This is a genomic window from Azonexus hydrophilus (genome assembly GCF_038368255.1).
GTDB classification, from domain to species: Bacteria; Pseudomonadota; Gammaproteobacteria; order Burkholderiales; family Rhodocyclaceae; genus Azonexus; species Azonexus hydrophilus.
The window spans coordinates 1,555,034-1,571,323 of sequence record NZ_CP151406.1 but is presented as its reverse complement, the minus strand read 5'-3'; the positions used below and the strand labels follow the sequence as shown (position 1 = coordinate 1,571,323).

Sequence of the window (16,290 nt, the reverse complement as noted above, 5' to 3'; positions counted from 1 at the left end):
ATACCGCCGGTCGCTCGCTTAAAGGATATGAAATGAAAGCCGACATTCACCCGAATTACCACGACGTGCAAGTGACCTGCTCTTGCGGCAACGTCTTCACCACCAAGTCCACGATGCCGAAGAACGACTTCCACATCGAAGTCTGCTCTGCCTGCCACCCGTTCTACACCGGCAAGCAGAAGATCGTCGACACCGCCGGCCGCGTTGAAAAGTTCAACCAGAAGTTCGGCGCCATGCGCGGCAAGGCCGCTGCCTGATCGGTTTGAATTTCGCCAGAAAGGGCAGCCCATGGGCTGCCTTTTTCATTTGCGCATTCCATGCCTGAGCAACTGTCCCTGATCCGTCGCGGCATTCGCCTGCCTCCTGCCGGCTGGGCGCTCGCCGGCATGCTTGCCTTCTACGTCCTGGCCGGCCTGTTCGGCCGCGACCCGTGGAAGGGTGAAGACGCGATCCATATCGGCACGGCCTGGCAGATGTTGTCGACCGGCGACTGGCTGGCCCCCTCGCTGGCCGGCCGCCCCTTCCACGAACCGCCGCTGTTTTACTGGAGCGCGGCCCTCACCGGCCTGCTCTTCGACTGGGCCCTGCCGGCCCACGAAGCCATGCGCCTGGCCAGCGGCATCTGGATCGCACTGGCGCTGACCGGGCTTTACTACGCCGGCCGGGAGCTCTACGGCACCGACAGCGCTGCCGCCAGCCCGCTGCTGCTGGCTGGCTGTGTCGGCCTGCTGTTCCACGCCCACGATGCGCAACCCATGCTGATCGCGCTGGCGGCCTACGCCGGCGGCCTCGGCGCGCTCGCCACGATTGGGCGCAAACCCCGCCTGACCGGCATTTTCTACGGCCTGGCCCTGGCCGCCTGCCTGCTCGGCGCTGGCATCGCGCCAACCTTGCCACTACTCGCCATCGCACCGCTGGCCTGGTGGCTGTCGCCGGATCGCCGCAAGGCCGCGCACACCCTGCTGATCGGCCTGGGCATCGGTATCGTGCTGGCGCTACCCTGGCCACTGGCTTTGAGCTTGCTGCAGCCTGCACGCTTCAATGCCTGGCTAGTGGCCGAACTCGCCCCGCTGAAAACACCGTTAACGGCGCTTGGACTGGGCAAGTACCTCGCACTGCTACCCTGGTTCGCCTTTCCGGTATTGCCGCTTGCCGCCTGGACGCTCTGGTCGCGACGCAAAGACTGGCAAACGCAAAGCCTGTTGCTACCACTGAGCTTCCTGCTGATCACGCTGCTGCTCCTGGTCTGGGCTTATCGTCCGAACGCGATCAGCAGCCTGCTGCTGCTTCCTTCGCTGGCCCTGCTCGCCACCCCCGGCGCACTCAGCCTGCGCCGGGGAGCAGCCAACGCATTCGACTGGTTTGCCTTGAGCCTGTTCAGCTTTCTTGCCTTGCTGGTGTGGGTGGCCTGGGCAGGCATGACGATGGGCGTCCCCCAGACCTTGGCCGACAGAATCGTCAAACTCCGCCCGGGGTTTTCCGGCGAACTTGACCTGATCGGGCTGCTGGTCGGTCTGGCCGCAAGCCTGTGGTGGATCTGGCTCATGCTGCGGGTACCTCGCTCCCCCTACCGCAGTCTCGTGCACTGGACGATGGGCTTCACGACCTGGTGGTTGATGACCACCGCACTGATACTGCCCTGGTTCGACTACGGCAAAAGCTACCGCCCGGTGGCCGAAGCCATTGCGGCGAAGCTGCCTCGCGACAAGCGCTGCCTTGCAGAGCGGAACCTGAATTCAACCCAGCTCGGATCATTCTCCTATTTCGCCGATCTCGCGCCAGTCAATCACTCGACCAAGGCAGGCAAGGCCTGCGACTGGCTGATCGTCGCCGCCTACTCGGAGGACCAACTGGCCCCACCCGGCCCCGAATGGACGTCGGTCTGGCAGGGCAACCGTCCCGGCGAGCGACGGGAACGCTTCCGTCTCTACCGCCGCTGACCGGGAACTGCTCAACCGCCGGACGACTTGATCAGGAAGTGCTCGCGGTAATACTTGAGTTCGTCGATCGATTCGTGGATGTCGGCCATCGCCGTGTGCCGGCCACGCTTCTTGAAGCCCTTGTAAATCTCAGGTTGCCAGCGCTTGCATAATTCCTTGAGGGTACTGACATCAAGATTGCGGTAGTGGAAGAAGGCTTCCAGCGTCGGCATGTAGCGGGCCATGAAGCGGCGGTCCTGACCGATGGAATTGCCGCACATCGGGGAAAATCCCTTGCCTGAGTACTTCTGCAGGAATACCAGAGCCTCGGCCTCGATGGCAGCCTCATCCAGCGTGGAAGCGCGGACCTTGTCGATCAGACCGGAACGTCCGTGCGTTTTCTGGTTCCAATCGTCCATGGCGGCCAGGGTTTCGTCGGACTGGTGCACCACCCAGGAAGGCGACTCGGCGACCATCTCGAGTTCGGAATTGGTCACCACGAACGCCATTTCGATGATGCGGTCACCGTCCGGGTTCAGACCGGTCATTTCCATGTCCACCCAGACGAGGTTGTTTGCATTGCCTGCCATATAATTGCCCGAAACTTTAAAAACGCCATTTTCTCACAGCTTCCCCGACATCTGCCCGTGACCGAGAATTTCACCCTCTTCTTCCTCTGCATCCTGAGCCTGACCGTGCTCACCCGCCTGTGGCTGAAGCTGCGCCACATCCGCCATGTCGCGGCCCACCGGACACGGGTTCCCGCGGAATTCACCGAACGCATCACGCCGGCTTCCCACGAAAAGGCCGCCAGCTACACCATCGACCGCAGCAAGGCGGCGATGCTGGCCACTGTCGTCGAGACAGCGGTACTGCTCGCCTTCACGCTCGGCGGCGGCCTGGCCTGGCTGCACGACTTCTGGTCGGCACACCTCGAAGGCATTGCCTACGGCCTGGCCATGATTCTCGCCGTGATGCTGATTTCCGCGGTGATCGACCTGCCGCTGTCGCTGTACAGCCAGTTCGTCATCGAGGCGCGCCACGGTTTCAACCGCATGACGCCGGCCCTGTTCGTCTCCGACCTCGTCAAGCAGACGCTGCTCGGGCTGGCCATCGGCGCCCCGGTGATCGCCGTCGTGCTGTGGCTGATGAGCGCAATGGGCAACCTCTGGTGGCTGTGGGTATGGCTGTTCTGGAGCGCCTTCAACCTGCTCGTGCTGTTCGTCTACCCGACCTGGATCGCGCCGCTGTTCAACAAGTTCACACCCTTGCCCGACGGCGAGATGAAAACCCGCATCGAAGCCCTGCTCAAGCGTTGCGGTTTCCGCAGCAGCGGCTTGTTCGTGATGGACGGATCGAAGCGCTCCAGCCATGGCAACGCCTATTTCACCGGTTTCGGCAACAACAAGCGCATCGTCTTCTTCGACACCCTGCTCGAACGCCTCAGCCCGGCCGAAATCGAAGCCGTGCTGGCGCATGAACTCGGCCATTTCCGCAAGCGTCACATCGTCCAGCGCATCGTGCTGATGTTCACGGTCTCACTCGCCTTCCTCTGGCTGCTCGGTCAGTTGATCGACGCCCCCTGGTTCTACGCCGGCCTCGGCGTACCGGTGCAAAGCACCGCGCTGGCACTGATCCTGTTCTTCCTGGTGGTACCGGTCTTCCTGTTCCCGCTGACCCCGCTATCCAGCCAGTTCTCGCGTAAACACGAGTTCGAGGCCGATGCCTACGCCGCCGAACACGCCTCGGCCGATGATCTGGTGCATGCCCTGGTCAAGCTTTACGATGACAATGCCTCGACACTGACGCCGGACCCGCTACACTCGCTGTTCCACGATTCCCACCCACCAGCCGCCCAACGCATCGGACGACTGCAACACCAGGAGACAAGCGCATGAAAACGACCAGCCCGATGCTCGCCGCCGCCCTGCTGTCCTTCCCGGCCTTCGCCGCCGATCCGTGGGGCAATGCCGACGCCAAGGCCGGCCAGGCCAAGCACGATGCCCAGTGCGTGGCCTGCCATGCCAAGATGTACGGCGGCGACGGCAGCACCATCTACACCCGCCAGGGACGCATGCTGTCGACCAAGCTCGACATCCTGCAACGGACCGCTGCCTGCAACGCCCAGATGAACACCGGCTGGTTTCCGGAAGAGGAAGCCGAAGTCGCTGCCTACCTGAACCAGACCTACTACCACTTCAAAGAATGATGCACGGCCGGGTCGTCGCCGCCCACGGTCGGCAATACATCGTCGAGACCGGGGACGGCACGCGCCTGCCCTGCTTTCCGCGCGGCAAGAAAAGCGAAGTCGCCTGCGGTGACGAGGTCGAGTTCGCCCGCAGTTCGGCCGACCAGGGCGTGATCGAAAAGATCCTGCCGCGGCGCAGCCTGCTCTACCGTTCCAACGAAATCCGCCAGAAGCTGATCGCCGCCAACGTCGACCAGTTGGTCGTCGTTGTCGCCAGCGAACCGGCCTTCTCCGACGACCTGGTGACCCGCGCCCTGATCGCCGCCGAAAGCGAGGACATCGAAGTCCTGATCGCCCTCAACAAGTGCGACCTCACCGACCGCCTGGCCGAAGCCCGGCGCCAGACCGCCATTTTCACCGCCCTCGGCTACCGCGTACTCGAACTGTCGGCCTTGCACCACGCCGACGACCTGCGCCCCCACCTGCAGGGCCGGACCAGCGTGCTGGTCGGCCAGTCGGGCATGGGCAAATCGACACTGGTCAACGCCCTGATCCCGGAAGCCCGCGCCGCCACCCGCGAAATCTCGCAGGCGCTCGATTCCGGCAAGCACACGACGACCCACGCCACGCTCTACCACCTCGACGCCGACAGCCACCTGATCGACTCGCCCGGCCTGCAGGAATTCGGCCTCGGCCACCTAGGCCGGGGCGAGATCGAGTACGCCTTCCGCGAATTCCGTCCTTACCTGGGCCAATGCCGCTTCCGCGACTGCCGGCACGACCGCGAGCCGGACTGCGCGCTGCGCCCGGCCGTCGAATCCGGCACCGTGGACAAGAGCCGTTTCGCCAGCTATCGCCGGCTGGTCGGCCTCGAGCCGGCGCCCTGAATAAAAGGGCAGTAGCCAGAACCGGCCGCACGGGTGATAATCCCTCCACCCCCTATCCAGGCTGGAGAACCAAGATCCAAGCGCAGCCGACCATTCTGATTGTCGACGATGTTCCCGAGAACCTCAGCGTCCTCGGCGAACTACTGCAGCCGATCTACCATGTCCGGGCAGCGAATTCGGGGCAGCGCGCCCTGCAGATCGCCAACGCGACCCCGCCGCCCGACCTGATCCTGCTTGACGTGATGATGCCGGGCATGGACGGTTACGACGTCCTGGCCGAATTGCGCAGTGTCGCCGCCACCCGCGACATTCCGGTGATCTTCGTCACGGCGATGGATGGTACCGACGACGAGGAACGTGGGCTCGACTGCGGCGCGGTGGACTACATCACCAAGCCGATCCGGCCGGCCATCGTGCTCGCCCGGGTGCGTACCCAACTCGAACTCAAGCGGGCCCGCGACATGCTCAGCGACCACAACGCCTTCCTGGAAAAGGAAGTCGCCCGGCGCATGGCGGAAAACCAGCTGATTCAGGAAGTCAGTATCCACGCCCTCGCCCACCTGGCGGAAACGCGTGACCCGGAAACCGGCAACCACCTGCGCCGCACCCAGGAATACGTGCGCACGCTGGCCAATGCCCTGCAACATCATCCCCGCTTCAGCGCCTATCTCGACCGCCGCACCATCGATGCGCTGGCACAATCGGCACCGCTGCACGACATCGGCAAGGTCGGCATTCCCGATCACATCCTGCTCAAACCCGGCAAGCTGACGCCGGAAGAGTGGGAAATCATGAAGACCCATGCCGAAATTGGCGCCCAGGCGATTGCCCAGGCCGAAGCCGATTCGGCGCGACCGGTCGAATTCCTGCGCATCGCCCAGGAAATCGCCCGCTGCCACCACGAAAAATGGGATGGCAGCGGCTACCCCGGCGCCCTGGCCGGCGATGAGATCCCCATCTCCGCGCGCCTGATGGCGCTGGCCGATGTTTTCGATGCACTGATCTGCGCCCGCGTCTACAAGCCGGCAATGCCGATGGAAGAAGCCTACCGGATCATCGTCGCCGGCAGCGGCAGCCATTTCGACCCCGACGTGGTCAGCGCCTTTGTTGGCGAATTCGAAACCTTCAAACGCATCGCCGCCGCCTACGCTGAATGAACCCAGTCCAGGCAACACCGGCCACCAAAGATCCCGGATATGCCCGGGCGATGCAGAAGGTAGTTCTTTGGTACATGGCCTTCGGCGCGTGCTGGATATTGTTCAGCGACCTCGCCGTCAACTGGCTGATCCCCAGCGAAAAGGAACGCGCGCTGGTCAACCTGCTCAAGGGCTGGTTCTACATCGCGATCACCGCCGGCCTGCTCTATTACCTGATGCGGCGCAAGTTCGGCGAACTCGCTGACGCCCACCGGGCACTACAGGCAGCTCGCGACAACGAGCACAGCATGCTGCTGGCACTCAAGGAAGAGAGCGAGACCCTGGCTCGCTACGCCGTCGCCTTCCAGGCCGCGCCGGTCGCGGCCTGCATCACCCGCCTCGAAGACGGCCGACTGGTCGATGTCAATGAACGCATGCTGCAGGATTACCACTGGACCCGGGAAGCGCTGCTCGGCAAGACGACGCTCGAAGCCGGACTGTGGGGAAAAGCGGAAGACCGCGACCGGATGATCGCCATCCTCGAGCGCGATGGCCATATCATCGACTACGAAAGTGTCGGCGTCGCCAGCGACGGCCATCGCCGTGACATCAGCCTGTCGGCCGAAATCATCCGGGTCGATGGCAGACGCTACCTGATCGTCTTCATCACCGACATCTCCCGCCGCCTGGCCGATGCGCGCGCCCTGATCGAGCGCGAGGAAAAACAGCGGCAGGCCAACCGGGAACTGGAACGTTACCGTCTGCACCTCGAAGAACTGGTCGCCGAACGCACCCGTGAACTGGCCAGCGCCCGCGATGCGGCAGAAGAAGCAAACCGGGCCAAGAGCGCCTTCCTGGCCAACATGAGCCACGAAATCCGCACGCCGATGAACGCCATCATCGGCCTCACCCACCTGGCCACCCGCCAGACCGGCGATCCGGGCATGCTCGACCGCCTGGCCAAGGTCCAGGACGCCGCCCACCACCTGCTGGCGATCATCAACCAGATTCTCGACATCTCGAAAATCGAGGCCGGCAAGCTGGTTCTGGCGCCCAGCGACTTCCGCCTGCAGCAGATCATCGACAACACCTCGACCCTGATCGTCGACCGGGTCCGCTCGCGCGGCCTGCAATTCTCCTGCCACATCGATCCCGCTCTGCCCGAGGTCCTGCATGGCGATCCGCTGCGGCTCGGGCAAATTCTCCTCAACTTCCTCACCAATGCGGCCAAATTCACCGAGCACGGCAGCATTCGCGTCGAGGTCGACCTGGTCGACCGGGACAGCAGCGGCCTGCTGGTCCGCTTCGCGGTTCGCGATACCGGCATCGGCATCACGCCGGAACAGCAGGTACGCCTGTTCCAGGCCTTCGAACAGGCCGACGACTCGACCACCCGGCGCTACGGCGGTACCGGCCTCGGCCTGGCCATCGCCCGTCACCTGGCCCAGTTGATGGGCGGCGATACCGGAGTAGACAGTACGCCCGAGGTCGGCAGCAATTTCTGGTTCACCGCCCGCCTGCAGGCCGGCAAGGGTGACAACGCTGCCATCGCCGTGGCCGATGCCGGCGCCGCCACCCAACTCCGCCAATTCCAGAAATCGCCGCATATCCTGCTGGTCGAGGACAACCCGATCAATCAGGAAGTCGCCCGCGAACTGCTCGAAGACGTCGGCTTCACCATCGACGTTGCCACCAACGGTGCGGAAGCGATTGAACTCTGCCTGGGCAACACCTACGATCTGATCCTGATGGACATGCAGATGCCGGTCATGGATGGCCTCGAAGCCACCCGCAGGCTGCGCGCCGATGGCTGTCTCACGCCGATCCTGGCGATGACCGCCAACGCCTTCGGCGAGGACCGCAAACGCTGCCTCGAAGCCGGCATGAACGACCACATCGCCAAGCCGGTCAATCCCGACAACCTGTACGCCTCGATCGCCAAATGGATGCCGCTGCATACGGCCAGCCAGCCCGTCACGCATGCCCCGCCGGCAGACGATGAAAAGGCCGCACTGGCCGCCCAGCACTGGGTGGACATGGAACAGGCCATGGTCGCCGTACGCAACCGGATCGGCAATTACCGGCGTCTGCTCGACAGCTTCATCACGGGCCACGGTCATGACGACGAAATCCTCGACGCGGCACGCCGGGAAAACCGCCTGCACGATGCCCGGCAGCTGGCGCACAATCTCAAGGGCGTGGCCGGAACGCTCGGCCTCTGGCGTATCCATGCTGCCGCCTGCGCCCTCAACGACGCCCTGCTGCCCGGTGGTCCGGCCAACGATCCCGAACCATTGTTTGCCGACCTGATCGACGCCTTGAAGCAGACCTGCACCGGCATCCAGCACTACCAACAGGAACATCCGAGATCCTCATGACCCCGCGTTTTCCCATGACCCTGGCGGACATCATGACGACCGACGTCCGTACCGTCGAACTGTCTACCCCGCTTGCCGAAATTGCCCGGATCATGAGCGAGGCGGGCATTTCCAGCCTGCTGGTCGGCAGCCCGGAATGCGCCAGCGGCATCGTCACCGAAAGCAACCTGCTGCGCGCCCTGCACTGGCGCCTGCCCGGCAACACCCCGATCAGCGAACTGATGTCCAGCCCACTGGTTACCGCGCCACCTGAACTTGACCTGCTGGCGGCCCGCAAACTGCTCGACACGCATCGCATCCGCCATCTGGTGGTGCTGGCTGGCGATGGTCGCACCGCCGGCATCGTCAGTGAAACCGATTTCCGCCGCCATCTCGGTGCCCTAGCGTTCAAGCACATGCAGAACCTGAGCAGCGCGATGGACCGGGAGATGCCCCAGCTTTCGCCGGAGACGCCGCTCAACGAGGCGCTGGCCCGCATGCTGAGCAATACAACGGACTACGTGCTGTGCTCCGCCAACGGTGTCCCGCAAGGCATCCTGACCGAACGCGACATTCCTCGCCTGCTCAATCGCGTGCAGGCAGCCAGCGACATTACGCTATCCGAAGCGATGACCGCCCCCTTGTACAGTGTCGACATCGACAGTTCGGTCAGCGATGCCCTGGCCGCGATGGCCACGCACCGCGTCAGGCACATGCTGGTTCTCGACAAGCGTGGCCGGCTCGCCGGCATGGTCAGCCAGCAGCGACTGTTCGAGCAACTGGCCCTGCACGAGATGGAAGCTGCCCTGATCCACCTGTGCGAAGAACGCGACCGCCAGCGCCTGCAGACCCAGCTCGACTTCGCCCTGGCCGCCGCCGGGGCCGGGGCCTGGGAATATCGTGCGGGCAACGACCAATTCCTCTGCAGCGACAGCCTGTGCAACCTGTTCGGTGAATCCACGGCTGCCCAGCCGAAGTCCGTACTGCAGTGGCGCGAACGCATCCACCCCGACGACCAGGCCGCCTACCAGCGCTCCTTCGCCGCCCTCCTCGACGGTAGCAGCGATCAACACCGCCTGGAATACCGGGTCCGCCATGCCGCCAAAGGCTGGTTGTGGGTCGAGGACCGCGGCAGCATCACCGAGCGCAACGGCGACGGTCGGGTGACGATGGCCAGTGGCATTCTTGCCGACATCAGCCAGCGCCGCGCCATGGCCGCCAACGAAGCCAGCCTGCGCCAGTTGTCGCTGGCCATCGAGCAAAGTCCGCACAGCGTGGTCATTGCCAACGCCGAGGGCAACATCGAATACGTCAACCGCGCCTTCGTCACCTGCACCGGTTACCAGCCGGAAGAAGCCATCGGTCGCAATCCGCGTTTCCTTAAATCCGAGCAGACGCCACCGGAAACCCCGCAGGCGCTATGGCAATCCTTGCGCGGAGGCGACCTGTGGCGGGGCGAATTCATCAACCGGCGCAAGGACGGCACCCTGTACAACGCCTACGCGATCATTTCCCCGGTTCGCCAGGCCGACGGCCAGGTCACTCATTACCTGGCCATCGAGGAGGACATCACCGAGCGCAAGCGCGACCAGCAGGAACTGGCGCGTTACCGTGCCGAACTCGAAAGCCTGGTCGAACAACGGACCCAGCAACTGCAGCATGCCAAGGAAGAAGCCGAGTCGGCCAGCCGGGCGAAAAGCAGTTTCCTGGCCAACATGAGCCATGAAATCCGCACCCCGATGAACGCCATCCTCGGGCTGACCCACCTGCTCCAGCGCGATCACGACGACGAGCGCCTGGGCCGGATTGCCGACGCTGCCAACCAGCTGATGCAGCTGCTCAACGACATTCTCGATCTGTCGCGCCTGGAATCGGGCACCCAGAAACCGGCGAACGCCGATTTCTCGCTGGCCGACCTGCTGACCGAAACCTGCCAGCCGTTCGCCGAACAGGCGCACAGCAAGGGGCTGGATTTCGTGCACCACCTTGCCCCGGAGGTTCCGGCACGCCTCTGTGGCGATCCGGGTTACCTCAGGCAGATCCTGCAGCAACTGCTGTCCAACGCCGTCAAGTTCACCGACCGCGGCAGCATCACCCTGTCGGTCGACGCGCCAACCAGCGAGTCCCGCTCGATCACCCTGCGCTTCTCGATCCGTGATACCGGCATCGGCATCCCGGCCGATCTTCTACCGCGCCTGTTCAACCCCTTCGAGCAAGGCGACAGCTCGACCACCCGCCGGCACGGCGGCGTCGGCCTGGGGCTGGTGATCAGCCGCCGCCTGGCCGAAATGATGGACGGCAGGATAGGCGTGAACAGTCACCTGGGCGAAGGCAGCGAATTCTGGTTCTCGGTGACCCTAAAACGCGCCGACCTGGAAGCCGGCAAGACGCTCCCGGCCGACTCGCCGCCGCCCGCCGCCAACGATGAGGCGGCGCAGCTCGAACAACTCTCGCGCATCCCCGGCCTCGATCTCAAGGCCGGCCTGCACGCCGTGCGCGGCAAACTGTCGACCTATCGCCGTTTGCTGAGCAGCCTGGCCGACAATCACACCGGCGACTTCGCGCGCATGCGCGAATTGCTGGCCCGGGGGGAAAACGAGGAAGCCCGGCGGCTGGCGCATTCGCTCAAGGGCGCGGCGGCGACGCTTGGCGCCAGTGCGGTGTTCCAGAGTGCGGCCGACGTCGACCACGCCATCCGCCAGACACGGCCAAACGATGAAATCCTCCGCCTCATCGCCGACTGCGAGCAGCAGTACCGGCAACTGCACGCTGCGCTCGAACTGGCGCCGCCGTCCGTCCAGCCCAGCCAGCCGAAGTTGAACATGGCCGCCGGCGAAGTGCGCCAGCAATTGGCCAGTCTGACCCGGCAACTCCAGGATTGCGATTTCTCGGCCCAGGCCCGCCTGCAAACCGATGGTGCCGTCCTGCGCCAACTGCTGGGCGAGGACTTTCCCCGCTTCGAGCGGCAGATCGCCGATTTCGACTTTGCTGCCGCAGCCGAGCTGCTGGCGCAGGCCCTGGCCCGACTCGACTGATCAGGCCGGCTGGCGCGACAGCCAGGCAGCGGCGCCGTTACCGGCGCGGTAGCCGCTGGCCAGGCAGGCGGTCAGCAGATAGCCGCCGGTCGGCGCCTCCCAGTCCAGCATTTCGCCGGCCAGGAATAGCCCAGGGCGGGTCTGTGCCATCAGACTGTCATCCAGCCCTTCGAAACGGACGCCGCCAGCACTGCTGATCGCCTCGTCGAGCGGTCGTGTGGCCCTGACCGGCAATGGCAAGGCCTTGATCGCCGCGGCCAGGGCAACGGGATCGCCGAGTACCGGCGGCGGACAGAATTCGTGCAGCAGCCCGGCCTTGACTCCCTCGATACCGGCGCAACGACGCAGATGCTTGGCCAGCGAATCGCGCCCGCGTGGCCGGGCCAGGTCGGACTGCAGACGCTCCTGGCTACGCCCCGGCGCCAGGTCGAGCACCAGGTGCGCGGGCGCACCGGCATCGAGCGCATCGCGCAGCGGTGCCGACAATGCATAGACCAGCCCGCCCTCGATCCCCTGCTCGGTGATGTTGAATTCGCCTTGCTGACGCAGACCGCCGCATTCGCCGACCACCGGTTTGACCGGATGGCCGGCGAAACGCTGGCGGAAATGTTCGCTCCAGGCCACATCGAAACCGCAATTGGCCGGACGCAGCGGCGCGACCGGAATATTCTGGCTGGCCAGCACCTCGACCCAGCGTCCGTCGGAACCGAGCTTGGCCCAGCTGCCGCCGCCCAGCGCCAGGAGCGTGACGTCGGCAGCGTGCGCGACCTCACCGGCCGGGGTCGAGAAGCGCAAGCGGCCGGCCGCATCCCAACCCTGCCAGCGATGCCGGACGTGGAAACGCACCCCCTGCCCGCGCAGACGGTGCAGCCAGGCGCGCAACAGCGGCGCGGCCTTCATTTCCCGGGGGAAAACCCGCCCGGAACTACCGATGAAGGTTGCTATGCCCAGACCGTGAATCCAGTCGCGCACCGCCTGCGGCCCGAAATCGTCGAGCAGCGGCGCGATCTGGGCAGCCCGTGCGCCATAACGGGCAATGAAATCGGGCATGGCTTCGGCATGGGTGATGTTCATGCCGCCGACGCCGGCAATCAGGAATTTCCGCCCCAGCGAGGGCATGGCGTCGAAGACATCGACTTCGATCCCCGGCTGGGCTGCCAGGCGCTCGGCGGCCATCAGGCCAGCCGGACCACCGCCGACGATGACCGCCCGCCGCATCAGTCGGCGGCCTTGACCGCCTCGGCGGCAGCCCGCAGGGCTTCCGGAATTTCCTCTTCGTCGAGCGGCACCACGGTCACCGCCACTTCCGGCTCCGCGCTACCACCGCCGAGGATGATGCCGCGCAGTGGCGAGATGTCGGAGAAATCCCGGCCGATGGCCAGCGTGATGTGCTCGGTATCGGGCAGGAGATTGTTGGTCGGATCGAAATCGACCCAGTTGTCCGCCGTGCCCGGGGCATACACCGAGACCCAGGCGTGCGAGGCATCGGCGCCGATCAGGCGCGGCTTGCCGGGGGGCGGCCGGGTCAGCAGGTAACCGCTGACGTAGCGCGCCGACAGCCCGAGCGCGCGCAGGCAGGCGATCATCAGGTGGGCGAAGTCCTGGCAGACGCCGCGCTTGTTCTCCAGCACTTCGAGTACCGGTGTCGATACCGTCGTCGCTTCCGGGTCGAACTCGAATTCCTCGAAAATCTTTGTCATCAGATTGTGCGCCCCGACCAGCACCGGCGTGCCCGGCGGGAAACAGTCGGCCGCATACTGCGCCAGTTCGTGCTTGACGCGGACGTGCGGGCTTTCGAACAGGAAGCGCACCGCTTCGAGATCTTCCGGCTCCGGCGGCTGGGCGTCGTAGGCCAGGCGCTCGCGCAGTTCTTCCCAGGGCATCGAGGACGCAAGCTGCTCGGCGTCAGGCATGTGCGACAGGACCGAAATATTCATCGTCGACCGGAGGCGCAGGCTGTCGTGCGGCGCGTGGAAGGAAATCCAGCTCACCGGATTGCCGAAGGCATCCAGGCCGTCGCGGCGCCAGGTCGGCTGCGGCTCGATGTCGATGCGCTGTTCGTGCACCAGTTGCCAGGGCAGGAAGCGCGGCGACAGGTGCAGTTGCTGCTGCGACAGCGAAATCGGACTGCCGTAGTCGTAGCTGGTTTCGTGCAGGACGTGGTAACGGACCGGTTCCATGTTCACAGCGCCATGGTCTGCCGGCTGACGTCGCCGACATGGGTGAAGTAGCGCATGGCCAGGCCGTCCGACAGATGCGCCGCGGCGGCATCGAGATCGAGCAGCAAGGTGGCCAGTTCTTCGCAGGGCGCACAACTGCGGCACTGGTTGAACTGCAGATGCTCCAGCTTGCCCAGGTCGAAGGCACGCAGGCGCTCGACGGCCCCGCTCAGGCGCTGGTCGTAATCGGCGCCAAGCTCGCTGGCCATGCGTTCCAGGTAACGGCCAAGCACATTGGTCTGGAAGCTGACCCCGTGCGGATTGCTCTCGTCGAAGACGAGCAGGTCGATGACCGGCAGCAGTTCGGCATGGCGCGAATAACGCGAGCGGTAGGTGATGATCGAATCGGCCATTTCCAGCAGCCATTCGAGGCAACCCTGACCGCGCGCCGATTCCATGCGCAGGAAATCGGCGACGCCGCGCGCGAGGAAGGACAAACGTTCGAGACGGCGGCCGATGATCAGGAACCGCCAGCCATCGTCGCGGGTCATGTTGTCCATGGCGAAGCCGTTGAGCGACGACGAAACCAGCAGCACGCGGTCAAGGAAGGCAATCGCCTCGGTCAGCGTCGGATGTTTCTTCTGCGCCGTCTGCTGTTCGCGCAACAAGCGGTTCAGTGACTGCCAGTGATCGAGCGACAGACGCTCGCGCACATGCGAGGCCGACCACATCAGGCTGCGGATGTTGCCGGCCAGGCTGCCCGGCTGATCGGGATCGTAGATGGCTTCAAGCAGCGAATGTTCGCTGCCCTCACCGACTTCGTTATCTTCTTCGGGCGTCGGCAGGACACCGAGTCGCTCGGCCAGTTCGAGCACCGACGCCACGGCCTGGGTCTTCTCGCCGCCAACATCGACCAGGCGCGCCAGGGCAACCCGCAGCAGGCGGGCGCTGTCATCGAACCGTTCGGAATAGCGGCCGAGCCAGAACAGGTTCTCGACCACCCGCGACGTCAGGTTGGCACCGGCGCGGACCAGGTCGCGCACGCCGAACGACGGCTTGAGCAGCGTGAATTCGCTGACCGGGCCGTTGGTCAGCACCCAGGTATCCTTAGACGCGCCGCCACGCTGCATCGAGATGATGCGCGCGCCAGCGCCCTGAGCAACGCGGGTCAGGCCGCCGGGCATGACCGAATACTCGCCGTCGCCATTGACTGCGGCGTAGGCGCGCAGACCAACCGGCCGAGCGATCAGCCGGCGTTCGTGAGCACGGCTCCAAGTCGGCGCCTGCGCCAGGTTGACCATTTCCTGAGCGACATAGGCATGCGGCCGGGCTTCGATCCGGCGCAGCATTTCCTCGCGCGCCTCGCCCTCCAGCTCATGGCCGAACACCGGCTCCATGCGCTGGGTCGGGTAGGCCGGCTTGATCACCAGATCGTCGAAGTTCTCCTTGACGAACTCCAGGGCCGGCTTCTCGCCGCACCACCAGGTGGCGATCGACGGCATGGCCAGCTTCTCGCCGAGCAGTTCGCGGCAGATCGCCGGCAGGAAACCCATCAGCGCCCCCGAAGCGAGCAGTCCGCTGCCGAGCGCATTGGCAATCGCCACCCGACCGGCGCGGGCGACGTTGATCAGGCCGGGAATCCCGAGCGCCGAATCGCCGCGCAGTTCGAGCGGATCGCAGTAGTCGTCGTCCTGGCGGCGCAGGATCACATGCACCCGCTTGAGGCCGCGCAGGGTTTTCAGGAACACGGTATCGCCGCGCACCGTCAGGTCCTGGCCCTCGACCAGCGGGAAACCAAGGTAACGGGCCAGGTAGGCGTGTTCGAAATAGGTTTCGTTGTACGGCCCCGGCGTCAGCAGCACGATGTGCGGCTGCTCGCCCGGATCGAGCGGCGCCAGTTTGGTCAGGCCTTCCTGCTGGTCGCGGAAGAAGTCGGCCAGATGCTGGACGTGCAGGTCGCGGAACATTTCCGGGAAGACGCGCGAGACGACCAGCCGGTTTTCCAGCGCGTAACCGGCACCCGACGGCGCCTGCGTGCGGTCGGCGATGACCCACCAGCGCCCGTTCGGCGAGCGTGCCAGGTCGACGGCGTAATGGTGCAGCCAGACCCCGCCCGGCGGCTGTATGCCCTGGCACGGCCACAGGTAACCGTGCTGACCATAGACCAGCGCCGGCGGCAGCAGGCCTTTGGCGAGCAGCGTCTGCGGACCATAGAGATCGGCCAGGATGGCGTTGAGCAGGGCCGCCCGCTGGGCCACGGCAGCAGAAATCTCGGCCCATTCGTCGGGCGGGATGATCAGCGGTACCGGATCGAGCACCCACGGCCGGTCGGCACCGTTCGGGTCGGCGTAGACGTTGTAGGTGACGCCGTTTTCCAGGATGCGCCGGTCGGCAAAATCCAGCCGCTGGTGCATGTCTTCCGGCGACACGGCATCCAGATGGTTGAAGAAGCCCCGCCAGTGCGGGCGCACGTCGCCATCCGCCATCAACATTTCGTCGTAACGGCGGGCACTATGCGGATAGATGGCGAGAAGTGTACGGGCCATGGCAGGAAAAGAAACAGGCCGCTACCGGCCTGTCGTTCGGCTGGCGGCGGAAAGCCGCCGCCC

General features: G+C 65.0%; 12 protein-coding genes. 8 read left to right on the top strand and 4 right to left on the bottom strand.

Annotated elements, in window-relative coordinates:
* Positions 1–32 precede the first annotated feature (32 nt).
* Together rpmE and AADV58_RS07555 are read left to right on the top strand one after the other, a co-directional pair.
* A complete protein-coding gene (gene rpmE / locus AADV58_RS07560; RefSeq protein WP_028995958.1) occupies positions 33–257 on the top strand; it encodes a 50S ribosomal protein L31 in 225 nt (74 codons plus the stop codon).
* A gap of 60 nt (positions 258–317) precedes the next feature.
* Positions 318–1,940 (top strand): hypothetical protein, encoded by a 1,623-nt coding sequence (locus tag AADV58_RS07555; RefSeq protein WP_341744461.1) that lies wholly within the window; start codon positions 318–320, stop codon positions 1,938–1,940.
* An 11-nt stretch (positions 1,941–1,951) separates the two neighbouring features.
* Here the strand turns inward: AADV58_RS07555 and orn are convergent, their stop codons facing one another.
* Positions 1,952–2,509, bottom strand: a complete 558-nt coding sequence (orn, locus tag AADV58_RS07550) for an oligoribonuclease (RefSeq protein ID WP_341744460.1) — start codon at positions 2,507–2,509, stop codon at positions 1,952–1,954.
* A gap of 57 nt (positions 2,510–2,566) precedes the next feature.
* On the opposite strand from orn, the gene AADV58_RS07545 reads away from it, so the two are divergent.
* From AADV58_RS07545 to AADV58_RS07520, 6 genes are read left to right on the top strand one after another with little or no spacing between them, the layout of a single operon-like run.
* The gene (locus tag AADV58_RS07545; protein WP_341744459.1) at positions 2,567–3,817 is read left to right on the top strand and encodes a M48 family metallopeptidase; all 1,251 of its coding nucleotides are present in this window, start codon (positions 2,567–2,569) and stop codon (positions 3,815–3,817) included.
* The gene (locus AADV58_RS07540; protein WP_298393665.1) at positions 3,814–4,128 is read left to right on the top strand and encodes a cytochrome c; all 315 of its coding nucleotides are present in this window, start codon (positions 3,814–3,816) and stop codon (positions 4,126–4,128) included. The genes AADV58_RS07545 and AADV58_RS07540 overlap by 4 nt, the downstream gene beginning before the upstream one ends.
* Positions 4,125–4,994 carry a ribosome small subunit-dependent GTPase A gene (gene rsgA, locus AADV58_RS07535; RefSeq protein WP_341744458.1) on the top strand — a complete coding sequence of 290 codons (870 nt, stop codon included), beginning with the start codon at positions 4,125–4,127 and terminating at the stop codon, positions 4,992–4,994. The genes AADV58_RS07540 and rsgA overlap by 4 nt, the downstream gene beginning before the upstream one ends.
* On the top strand, positions 4,877–6,151 hold the full coding sequence (locus tag AADV58_RS07530) for a two-component system response regulator (protein ID WP_341744538.1): 1,275 nt from the start codon (positions 4,877–4,879) through the stop codon (positions 6,149–6,151). The genes rsgA and AADV58_RS07530 overlap by 118 nt, the downstream gene beginning before the upstream one ends.
* A 50-nt stretch (positions 6,152–6,201) precedes the next feature.
* Complete coding sequence (locus AADV58_RS07525; RefSeq protein ID WP_341744457.1) at positions 6,202–8,508, top strand: response regulator; 2,307 nt, start codon at positions 6,202–6,204, stop codon at positions 8,506–8,508.
* Entirely contained in the window at positions 8,505–11,522 is a 3,018-nt protein-coding gene (locus AADV58_RS07520) for a CBS domain-containing protein (protein WP_341744456.1), read from the top strand. Before AADV58_RS07525 ends, AADV58_RS07520 begins: the two co-directional genes overlap by 4 nt.
* Here AADV58_RS07520 and AADV58_RS07515 read toward each other — a convergent pair whose 3' ends face one another.
* Genes AADV58_RS07515 through AADV58_RS07505 form a run of 3 tightly spaced genes read right to left on the bottom strand, consistent with a single transcriptional unit; the run spans position 11,523 to position 16,227 of the window.
* The gene (locus AADV58_RS07515; protein ID WP_341744455.1) at positions 11,523–12,740 is read right to left on the bottom strand and encodes a TIGR03862 family flavoprotein; all 1,218 of its coding nucleotides are present in this window, start codon (positions 12,738–12,740) and stop codon (positions 11,523–11,525) included.
* Positions 12,740–13,702, bottom strand: a complete 963-nt coding sequence (locus tag AADV58_RS07510; RefSeq protein WP_028995966.1) for a transglutaminase family protein — start codon at positions 13,700–13,702, stop codon at positions 12,740–12,742. The genes AADV58_RS07515 and AADV58_RS07510 overlap by 1 nt, the downstream gene beginning before the upstream one ends.
* A gap of 2 nt (positions 13,703–13,704) precedes the next feature.
* Positions 13,705–16,227: a circularly permuted type 2 ATP-grasp protein gene (locus AADV58_RS07505; protein ID WP_028995967.1), complete on the bottom strand. Its 2,523-nt coding sequence runs from the start codon at positions 16,225–16,227 to the stop codon at positions 13,705–13,707.
* Between the last annotated feature and the right edge of the window lie 63 nt (positions 16,228–16,290).

Excerpts from the sequence above, each read along its gene's own strand:
- AADV58_RS07520 (WP_341744456.1), top strand. The coding sequence starts at position 8,505 with ATGACCCCGCGTTTTCCCATGACCCTGGCGGACATCATGACGACCGAC.
- AADV58_RS07505 (WP_028995967.1), bottom strand. The coding sequence starts at position 16,227 with ATGGCCCGTACACTTCTCGCCATCTATCCGCATAGTGCCCGCCGTTAC.
- AADV58_RS07555 (WP_341744461.1), top strand. The coding sequence starts at position 318 with ATGCCTGAGCAACTGTCCCTGATCCGTCGCGGCATTCGCCTGCCTCCT.
- rsgA (WP_341744458.1), top strand. The coding sequence starts at position 4,125 with ATGATGCACGGCCGGGTCGTCGCCGCCCACGGTCGGCAATACATCGTC.
- AADV58_RS07525 (WP_341744457.1), top strand. The coding sequence starts at position 6,202 with ATGCAGAAGGTAGTTCTTTGGTACATGGCCTTCGGCGCGTGCTGGATA.
- orn (WP_341744460.1), bottom strand. The coding sequence starts at position 2,509 with ATGGCAGGCAATGCAAACAACCTCGTCTGGGTGGACATGGAAATGACC.
- AADV58_RS07540 (WP_298393665.1), top strand. The coding sequence starts at position 3,814 with ATGAAAACGACCAGCCCGATGCTCGCCGCCGCCCTGCTGTCCTTCCCG.
- AADV58_RS07515 (WP_341744455.1), bottom strand. The coding sequence starts at position 12,740 with ATGCGGCGGGCGGTCATCGTCGGCGGTGGTCCGGCTGGCCTGATGGCC.
- rpmE (WP_028995958.1), top strand. The coding sequence starts at position 33 with ATGAAAGCCGACATTCACCCGAATTACCACGACGTGCAAGTGACCTGC.
- AADV58_RS07510 (WP_028995966.1), bottom strand. The coding sequence starts at position 13,702 with ATGGAACCGGTCCGTTACCACGTCCTGCACGAAACCAGCTACGACTAC.